This is a genomic window from Ideonella sp. B508-1 (genome assembly GCF_000333615.1).
Lineage (GTDB): Bacteria > Pseudomonadota > Gammaproteobacteria > Burkholderiales > Burkholderiaceae_C > Ideonella.
In genome coordinates, this window is the sequence record NZ_BADL01000060.1 from 1 (window position 1) to 8,350 (window position 8,350).

At 67.3% G+C, this 8,350-nt stretch carries 10 protein-coding genes; 7 read left to right on the plus strand and 3 right to left on the minus strand.

Features of this window, described 5'->3' with window-relative positions:
• Positions 1 to 223 precede the first annotated feature (223 nt).
• Both I73_RS31310 and I73_RS31315 read left to right on the plus strand, forming a co-directional pair.
• Positions 224 to 886 carry an ATP-binding domain-containing protein gene (locus tag I73_RS31310; RefSeq protein ID WP_083876513.1) on the plus strand — a complete coding sequence of 221 codons (663 nt, stop codon included), beginning with the start codon at positions 224 to 226 and terminating at the stop codon, positions 884 to 886.
• Complete coding sequence (locus I73_RS31315; RefSeq protein WP_083876514.1) at positions 883 to 1,542, plus strand: DUF2290 domain-containing protein; 660 nt, start codon at positions 883 to 885, stop codon at positions 1,540 to 1,542. Before I73_RS31310 ends, I73_RS31315 begins: the two co-directional genes overlap by 4 nt.
• Before the next feature lie 120 nt (positions 1,543 to 1,662).
• Here I73_RS31315 and I73_RS02790 read toward each other — a convergent pair whose 3' ends face one another.
• Positions 1,663 to 2,052 (minus strand): hypothetical protein, encoded by a 390-nt coding sequence (locus I73_RS02790; protein ID WP_026096238.1) that lies wholly within the window; start codon positions 2,050 to 2,052, stop codon positions 1,663 to 1,665.
• Positions 2,053 to 2,179: 127 nt separating this feature from the next.
• On the opposite strand from I73_RS02790, the gene I73_RS25590 reads away from it, so the two are divergent.
• The 3 genes from I73_RS25590 to I73_RS02800 are packed head-to-tail and all read left to right on the plus strand — an operon-like array spanning position 2,180 to position 3,578.
• Positions 2,180 to 2,854, plus strand: a complete 675-nt coding sequence (locus tag I73_RS25590) for a M14 family metallocarboxypeptidase (protein WP_234409392.1) — start codon at positions 2,180 to 2,182, stop codon at positions 2,852 to 2,854.
• An 8-nt stretch (positions 2,855 to 2,862) separates the two neighbouring features.
• Entirely contained in the window at positions 2,863 to 3,120 is a 258-nt protein-coding gene (locus I73_RS33670) for a hypothetical protein (protein WP_234409393.1), read from the plus strand.
• Positions 3,121 to 3,122: 2 nt separating this feature from the next.
• Positions 3,123 to 3,578: a universal stress protein gene (locus I73_RS02800; RefSeq protein ID WP_022979229.1), complete on the plus strand. Its 456-nt coding sequence runs from the start codon at positions 3,123 to 3,125 to the stop codon at positions 3,576 to 3,578.
• An 18-nt stretch (positions 3,579 to 3,596) separates the two neighbouring features.
• Here I73_RS02800 and I73_RS02805 read toward each other — a convergent pair whose 3' ends face one another.
• On the minus strand, positions 3,597 to 5,138 hold the full coding sequence (locus tag I73_RS02805) for a bifunctional aminoglycoside phosphotransferase/ATP-binding protein (protein WP_022979230.1): 1,542 nt from the start codon (positions 5,136 to 5,138) through the stop codon (positions 3,597 to 3,599).
• A 5-nt stretch (positions 5,139 to 5,143) separates the two neighbouring features.
• Positions 5,144 to 5,350 carry a heavy-metal-associated domain-containing protein gene (locus tag I73_RS02810; RefSeq protein WP_022979231.1) on the minus strand — a complete coding sequence of 69 codons (207 nt, stop codon included), beginning with the start codon at positions 5,348 to 5,350 and terminating at the stop codon, positions 5,144 to 5,146.
• A gap of 203 nt (positions 5,351 to 5,553) precedes the next feature.
• Between I73_RS02810 and I73_RS25595 the strand changes: the two genes are divergently transcribed.
• Positions 5,554 to 7,779: a cation-translocating P-type ATPase gene (locus I73_RS25595; RefSeq protein WP_022979232.1), complete on the plus strand. Its 2,226-nt coding sequence runs from the start codon at positions 5,554 to 5,556 to the stop codon at positions 7,777 to 7,779.
• The gene (cueR, locus tag I73_RS25600) at positions 7,776 to 8,198 is read left to right on the plus strand and encodes a Cu(I)-responsive transcriptional regulator (protein ID WP_022979233.1); all 423 of its coding nucleotides are present in this window, start codon (positions 7,776 to 7,778) and stop codon (positions 8,196 to 8,198) included. The genes I73_RS25595 and cueR overlap by 4 nt, the downstream gene beginning before the upstream one ends.
• The last annotated feature ends 152 nt before the right edge of the window (positions 8,199 to 8,350 follow it).

Genomic DNA, 8,350 nt, shown 5'->3' on the forward strand with positions numbered 1-8,350 from the left:
AAATTCGCGTCCATTGCTTGCCACAGCGCACGCCATGGCTTTGGTTTGTACCGGGATAAAGGGTTGGTCAATTCTTTGAGCAAGATAATCTCTGGACGGATGTGGGATATACCGNTGAGTCAGGAGAATTCAAGGCGGCGAGCGCGTCACGCTGGCTCGCACTCCCGAGACCTCGCCGCTATTTCTCGAAGACCATTCTCCTCTGACCGACCTGATCCAGTTCTTGAAGTTCGACGACGCCAAGGCACAGGCCGACTGGCTAGCAACCCAGATCCAGCATGACATCGAGCAGGAGGAACTGCGTCCCGATGACATTGTCGTTATCAACCCAAACCCGTTCACGACCGAGCGTGAAGTAGGGCCTGTCAGAGCCGCACTCTTTGCAAAAGACATTGATACGGAATTGGCTGGCGTCAGCACATCGGCAGACGTATTTTCTAAAGCGGACGCGGTGACGTTCACCGGCATCTTTCGCGCGAAAGGCAATGAAGCAGGCATGGTGTATATCATGAATGCTCAAGACTGCTACGCCGGATGGGACAAATCGACTACCGCACTGGTGAGAAACCGGTTGTTCACGGCTATCACCCGCTCAAAGGCTTGGGTTCGCGTTTTAGGAATTGGGGTCAATATGAATGCTCTCATCGGAGAGCTCAATGCACTGATACGTCATGATTTTAAATTGGTTTTCCAATATCCGACTGCCGACGAAAAGAAGGATCTGAGGCTAATCAACCGCGAAATATTGGGGCGCCGCCGAATAAAGCAGAGGAAGACCATCGACGAAATCATGGATGCGGTCGCTGCGGGAGAACTGGATCCGGAACAACTCGCGCACGCATTGGAGAAACTGAACAACAAGCGTGCCAGAAGAGTAGCAAAATGAGCCAAGCGGTAGTGGCTTCGCAGCTTCGCGAGATGTATAGCCGGATGCTCATTGCTGGGCTTTCAGTCAAGCAAACTTTCCCCTCAGAGCGCCGCCTAGCCGAGGGAAAGGTTAGTGTCGGCGACCTCCCATTGTCCAGCCTGGCTCTAAAGAACATCCCGTATCGAACGATCTATTCAGAGCTCGACGGAAATGACGCTTACCATATGAAGATGCCTGATGGTGGTTTGCTGATTTTCCAGTATCGTTTCGACGCAGAAGGTAAAATAGAGAATCACAGGCTGGGCTTTTTCCCTTCTCCAGAACTTCCTACTGTTGAGGAGGCCCCATATCTTTACGAAAAAGATGAGCTGTTCGGAGACATTGTGCTAGAGCGCATCGTGCGCTTTCCGATTCGATTCGACTATGATCCGGATAACCACACTGATATGTTGCATCCGAAGTCGCATGTGACCTTTGGTCAATTCGAAAACTGTCGGATTCCAGTCTCAACCATGCTGTTTCCCTACGCATTTCTTCTATTCATTCTTCGAAACTTTTATCATCGCTGCTATATTAAAAATAAAAATACCTTCGATAAGTCGATAAAATCATTGAGACTTGGCTCTTGTATAACGGATCGTGAGCAAGGGATATTGCACCTAGCTATTCGCTAGAGCTCATGCCGAGACGATGGGCCGGGTCGAGTTAGCGGGAGTTCGAAACAGCCATTCACGGCGTTGCATGGCAGCCCCTTCGATGGCCTTCGTCGGCCTGCTTCGCGTCAGCAGTCCGCTTCACACCACCAACCCGGGCGCCACGGCCCGAACCCGCTCGTCGCTGTAGTAGCCGCCGTATTCCGTGTAGCGCAGAAACGGCTTGCGGCAGTGCCCGCAGACCCACACGCTAGACCGGTTGTAAGGGGCGTAATCGATCGCGATGGGGGCGTCGGCAGACCAGGTGTGGGTGCCCGGTGGCAGCTTCTCGTCCAGCGTCGGCTCTTCAAACGGGTCTTTTCGCAGCGTGCCCACCGGGTGGAGCTGACGGGTGTCGTAGCCGCCGGGGATGGATTCCCAGCCCGGGCAATGGAGCCCCTGGCAATGCGCGCAGCCGGCCAGCACCGAGGGCGGTTCGCACAGGGTCTTCAGGCCTTCGGCATCCAGCACGGGCAATTCGGTCGGGTTCACAGCAGCGGTTCTCCATGGGGGCCATTCGGCACCGGCCATTCTGCCGACACCGGGTCGCGGGTGTATCGTGATGGGCATTGCAGCGACCCGCACAACAGGCGTGACCCAGACTCCTTCTGCCGCTCCGGTGGCCACACCCACCCCTTATGACATCGGCACGCCCGGCAGCCCCTGGGGTCCGACGGAGCGGGCCGCTTGGTTGCAGCGGCAGCAGCGGCGCCGCAGTTACCTGGACGAGGTGGTCGCCCCCCTGCGGGCCGCCCTGCCCGCTCAGGCCGAGCTGCTGAGCTACGGCGAACTGGACTACACCCGGCTGGGCCTGGGGCGCTATCCGCTGCACGCGGTGCGCAGCCGACAATGGCTGGCCGGGCGCCCCACGGTGCTGGTGACGGGCGGCGTGCACGGCTACGAGACCAGTGGCGTGCAGGGCGCGCTGCAGTGGATCCGCGACGACTTCGCACGTGCTGCGGAGCGCTTCAACCTGCTGGTGCTGCCCTGCATCAGCCCCTGGGGCTACGAGACGATCAACCGCTGGAACCCGGACGCGCTGGATCCCAACCGGCAGTTCAAGCCGGGCAGCCCGGCGGCCGAGTCGGCCCTGGCCATGGCCTGCGTGGCGGCGCAGGCGGGCGAAGTGGCCCTGCACATCGACCTGCACGAGACCACGGACACCGACAACAGCGAGTTCGGCCCGGCCAAAGCAGCGCGCGATGGCGGGGTGTTCCACTGGGATCCGATCCCCGACGGCTTCTATCTGGGGGGCGACACCGAGGGCCCGGCCCGGGCTTTCAGCGGGCGCTGATCGAGGCGGTGCAGCGGGTCACCCACATTGCCGAGGCCGACGAGCGCGGCTGCATCCTGGGTGAAGCTGTGCAACAGCAAGGCGTGATCAATTACGCCAAGCGCACACTGGGCCTGTGTGGCGCGATGACGGCGGCGCGTTTCGTCACCACCACCGAGGTCTATCCCGACAGCCCGACGGCCAGCCCGGCCCAGTGCAATGCCGCCCAGGTGGCGGCCGTGAATGCGGCCGTCGAGTTCCTGACCCACGCTTCGAAGGAGTGTTGAACATGTACACGAAGATCCTCGTCCCCATGGATGGCAGCCCGACCGCCGAGTGCGGCCTGCAGGAAGCCCTGAAGCTGGCCAAGGGCAGTTCCACCGCCCTGCTGCTGCTCTATGTGGTCGACCAGTACCCGATGCTGGTGGACTTTGCCGCGGCGGCCAGCTACCAGGAGGTGCAGGATGACCTGCGCCGCTACGGCAAGGAGGTGCTGGCCAAGGCCCAGGCCGCGGCCCAGGCGGTGGGAGTGACGGCCGAAGTGGTGGAACGCGAAGTCATCGGCGGGCGGGTGGCCGATGTGGTGGTGGGCGAGGCCGAGAAGGCCGGCTGCGACCTGATCGTCATGGGCACCCACGGCCGCCGCGGCCTGAGCCGCCTGACCCTGGGCAGCGACGCCGAACTGGTGGTGCGCCACGCCCCGGTGCCGGTGCTGCTGGTGCGTCACAGCGAGGCGCCGCGCTGATCCGCCCCGGCCGCCGGCTCAGCGCGGGCTCAGCCAACGCTGAAGCACCTGCGCCACGCCGGTGGCGTCGCATTCGCCCACGGTGATGGCGGCGCGGGCTTCGTCCGCGCCCAGCCCCTGGGCATGGCCTTGCTGCTGCTTCAGCACCGCCGCGGTCGCTTCGGAAGGGTCCTGCCCGCTGGCGGCTCGCTGGGTCAGTCGCCGCGCCAATTCCTCGGGCCCGGCCTCACAGTGCAGGATGAGCCAGGGGCTGCCCAAGCTTCGCGCCAGGGCGGCAAAGCGCTCGCGCTGGTCACGCCGCAGAAAGGCGGCATCCACGATCACCGGGTAACCGGCCCGCAGCAGCAGGCGGGCCGTGTCTTCCAGCTGTGCAAAGGTGCGCTCGGTGGCCTCGGCGGTGTAGATGTCCAGGCCCTGGGCGCGTGAGTCGTCCAGCGGCCCCAGGCCGAACAGGCGCTTGCGCTCCACGTCCGAGCGCAGGCGCACGGCCCCGGCCGCCTGCAGCAGGGCCCGCGCCCAGGTCGATTTGCCCGAGCCCGACAGGCCGTGGGTGATCAGCAGCGGTGCGCCGCGGCCCGCCTCGGGCGGTGCGGTGTGGCGCAGCGCCCAGCCCAGATGGTCCGGCTCATCGGCGGCCGCAGCGCCGCCCTGCCCTTGCCGCAACCCGGCCACCATGGCCCGCACCAGGGCCCGGTAGACCTCGAAGTAGCGCAGGCCGGTCAGGCCGTCCCAATCGCCGCTATGCGTCAGGTAGCCGTCCAGCAGGGCAAAGGCCAGGTCGCGGCGCCCGCGCACCTGCAGGTCCATGGTCAGAAAGGCCAGGTCGTTCATCGTGTCGATCCAGCGCAGCGCCGGGTCGAACTCGATGCAGTCGAAGGCGGTGGGCCCCTCGGGCAGTTGCACCACATTGCCCAGGTGCAGGTCGCCATGGCCCTCGCGCACAAAGCCCGCGGCCAAGCGATGCTGCCACCAGGGCATGAGCCTCGCCTCCTCTGCGCGAAGCCAAGCCTGCAGTGGCTGGGCCAGTGCAGCGCTGTGCGGCCAGGTGAGGAGCGGGGCCAGCACCTTGGCCGTGGCGGCGGCGATGTCCGCCGGCTGGCCGTGCTCGCCGTCCGCCGTGGCGCGCGGGGCTGCGCCGTGAAAGGCCGCTAGACGCTCGCCCAGCAGCGTCAAGTCCTCCGCGGTCAGCAACCCTTGGGCCAGGCGGGTGGACCACAGTGCGTCGTCGGCAAAGCGCCGCATGTGCAGCGCATGGTCGATGACCGGGCCGCTGGCGCCCAGGGCCGGCGCCTCGGCGGAGCCGGTCACGGGCAGCACGTCCAGATAGATCTGAGGCGCCAGGCGCTGGTTCAGGCGCAGCTCCTCCTCGCAGAAGTGCTGGCGCAGGGCCGGCGTGCTGAAGTCCAGGAAGGCGAGCTTCAGCGGCTTCTTGAGCTTGTAGGCGTCGGTGCCGCAGAACAGCAGCCAGGAAATGTGGGTTTCGGCGCGCGCCACCGGCAGACCGCTGCGCCGGGCCAGAGACCGGGCCAGGCCGTCGGCCAGGGTGTCCGGCGCGCCCATGGCCGTCAGGCGGCCTGCAGGGTCGGGCTGTAGCCCGCCTCGCGCAGGGTTTCCAGCAGCGCGTCGTCGCTCAGCGCCTGGCTGCTCACGCTCACCACGTGGCTGGGCAGGTCGATCTGCAGCGTGGCGGCGGGGTCGGCTTCGGTCACGGCGGCGGTGATGGCCTTCACGCAGTGGCCGCAGGTCATGTCGGGAACGAGGAACTGGCTCATGGCATCTCCTGATGGGGCCGGTCGGCATGACCGGCATGTCGCCACTGTGGCGCTTCCCATCGTGGGAAGGTCAATGCCAGTGTGCCACGCCCGAGTTTGCAGGCGGGGTATGCCGGCCTGGCTTGACCTTCCTATGATGGGAGGCTTGAGGATGCCCTCATTCCTGTTCCCGAGGCGCCCGGCCTGCCGCCGGGCGTGTTGCCATGGCCACCACGACGCACGCATTCAGCATCCAGATCGAAGGCATGAGCTGCGCCTCCTGCGTGATGCGGGTGGAGAAGGCCCTGAAGAAGGTGCCCGGTGTGGCCGAGGCCCAGGTCAACCTGGCCACCGAGCGCGCGCAGGTGACCGGCGGCGCCGAGCTGCAGCTGGCCCCTCTGCTGGCGGCGGTGGAGAAGGCCGGCTACGGCGCCCAGCCCGTGGTCGAAAGCCAGCCCCCCGCCGAGAGCAAGCTGCCCAGCGGCTGGACGGTGCTGGCCAGTGCCGTGCTGACGGTGCCATTGATGCTGCCCATGCTGCTGCAGCTGGCCGGCGTGCACTGGATGTTGAGTGGCCTGTGGCAGCTGGCCCTGGCCACGCCGGTGCAGTTTGGGTTCGGCCGCCACTTCTACCGCGAAGGCTGGAAGGCCGCTCGCGCGGCCAGCGGCAACATGGACCTGCTGGTGGCCCTGGGCACCTCGGCCGCCTACGGCCTGTCGCTCTACCTGCTGTGGCGCAGTTGGGGCGTGGACGACATGCCTCACCTGTACTTTGAAGGCTCGGCGGCGGTCATCACCCTGGTGCTGCTGGGCAAGTGGCTGGAAGCCCGGGCCAAGCGCCAGACCACCGACGCCATCCGCGCCCTGAACGCGCTGCGGCCCGACACCGCCCGCGTGCTGCGCGACGGCCAGGTGCTGGAGCTGCCGGTGGCCCAGGTGGCCGTGGGCGATGTGGTGCAGGTGCGCCCGGGCGAGCGGGTCGCGGTGGACGGGCGGGTCACCGAAGGCCGCAGCCATGTCGACGAGTCGCTGATCACCGGCGAAAGCCGTCCGGTGCTCAAGACGGTGGACAGCCGCGTGACCGGTGGCGCCATCAACGGCGAGGGGGCGCTGACCGTGCGCACCACCGCCATCGGGGCTGAAACCACGCTGGCCCGCATCATCCGGCTGGTGGAATCGGCCCAGGCCGGCAAGGCCCCCATCCAGCGCCTGGTGGATCAGGTGGCGGCCGTCTTTGTGCCGGCCGTGCTCTTGGTGGCCGCCCTCACCTTCACTGCCTGGCTGCTGGCGGGCAGCGACTGGGAGCCGGCGCTGATCAATGCGGTGTCGGTGCTGGTCATCGCCTGCCCCTGCGCGCTGGGCCTGGCCACGCCCACGGCCATCATGGCCGGCACCGGCGTGGCGGCGCGCCACGGCATCCTCATCAAGGACGCCCAGGCGCTGGAGCTGGCCCATGCCGTCACCACCGTGGCCTTCGACAAGACCGGCACGCTGACCGAAGGACGCCCCAGCCTGGTGGCCGTGCTGCCGGCCCCGGGGCAGACCGAGGCCTCGGTGCTGGTGCGGGCGGCCGGCCTGCAGCAGGCCAGCGAACACCCGCTGGCCAAGGCCGTGATGGCCCATGTGGCCGGCCTGTTCCCGGCCGCCCTGCCGGCGGCCACCGAGGTGAGCGCCCTGCCCGGCCGCGGCCTGCAGGGCCTGCTGGGGGGCGAACGCCTGCTGCTGGGCAGTGCCCGCCTGCTGCAGGAACGGGGGCTGGAGGCCGGCTCGCTGGCCGAGGATGCCCGGCGGCTGGAGGACGAAGGCCGCACCGTGTCCTGGCTGCTGCAGTCCACGGAGCAGGCCACCGCGCTGCTGGGCCTGCTGGCCTTCGGTGACGCGGTCAAGCCGGTGGCCCGGGCGGCGGTGGCCCGGCTGCAGGCCTTGGGCGTGCGCACGGTCATGCTGACGGGCGACAACGCGGGCGCGGCCCGGCAGGTGGCGCAGGCCCTGGGCATCGACGAGGTGCATGCCCAGGTGCTGCCCGAGGACAAGGCCCGCATCGTGCAAGGCCTGAAGGCCCAGGGCCAGGTGGTGGCCATGGTGGGCGACGGCATCAACGACGCGCCGGCCCTGGCCGCCGCCGACGTGGGCATTGCCATGGCCACCGGCACCGACGTGGCGATGGAGACGGCCGGCATCACCCTGATGCGCGGCAACCCGGTGCTGGTGGCCGATGCGCTGGACATCTCCCGCCGCACCCACAGCACGCTGCGGCGAGGTCTCTTCTGGGCCTTTGTCTACAACGTGGTGGGCATCCCGCTGGCGGCCTTTGGACTGCTCAACCCGGTGGTGGCCGGTGCGGCCATGGCCTTCAGCAGCGTCAGCGTGGTCAGCAACGCGCTGCTGCTGCGGCGCTGGCGGCCGGCGGCGGCCAGCCACCCCGAAGCGAACGCGGAGACGGCGGCATGAACATCGGCGAGGCGGCCCGTGCCTCGGGCGTGTCGGCCAAGATGATCCGGCACTACGAATCGGTGGGCCTGCTGGCCGCGGCCCCCCGCACCGACGCGGGCTACCGGCAGTACAGCGAGCGCGATGTGCACACCCTGGGCTTCATCCGGCATGCGCGGGACCTGGGCTTCGGCATCCCGCAGATCGGCGAGTTGCTGAGCCTGTGGCAGGATCGGGACCGGTCCAGCCGGCAGGTCAAGGCCCTGGCGCAGGCGCACATCGAGGCGCTGGAGCGCAAGGTGCAGGAGCTGCAGGCCATGAAGACCACCCTGTCCCACCTGGTGGCCTGCTGCCATGGCGACGACCGGCCGGACTGCCCCATCCTCGACGGCCTGGCCCAGGACGAGCCGTCGGGCGCATGCTGTCCACCCCGGCGCTAGCCGGCGCGTTGCTGTCGGGGTCTCCCTTTTCTTGAAAGCTGCAATGCACGCCACCCCGCCCTCGCTCTCTTCGCTTCGCCTGTCCGCCTGGGGGGCCCGCCTGCTGGCCCGGCCGGCGCCCTGCTGCTGGCCGCCTGCGCAGGCTTCGGCTT

Bases quoted from the DNA above. Each gene is read 5' to 3' on its own strand.
- I73_RS31315 (WP_083876514.1), top strand. From the start codon at position 883: ATGAGCCAAGCGGTAGTGGCTTCGCAGCTTCGCGAGATGTATAGCCGG.
- I73_RS02800 (WP_022979229.1), top strand. From the start codon at position 3,123: ATGTACACGAAGATCCTCGTCCCCATGGATGGCAGCCCGACCGCCGAG.
- I73_RS02805 (WP_022979230.1), bottom strand. From the start codon at position 5,138: ATGGGCGCGCCGGACACCCTGGCCGACGGCCTGGCCCGGTCTCTGGCC.
- I73_RS02810 (WP_022979231.1), bottom strand. From the start codon at position 5,350: ATGAGCCAGTTCCTCGTTCCCGACATGACCTGCGGCCACTGCGTGAAG.
- I73_RS25595 (WP_022979232.1), top strand. From the start codon at position 5,554: ATGGCCACCACGACGCACGCATTCAGCATCCAGATCGAAGGCATGAGC.
- cueR (WP_022979233.1), top strand. From the start codon at position 7,776: ATGAACATCGGCGAGGCGGCCCGTGCCTCGGGCGTGTCGGCCAAGATG.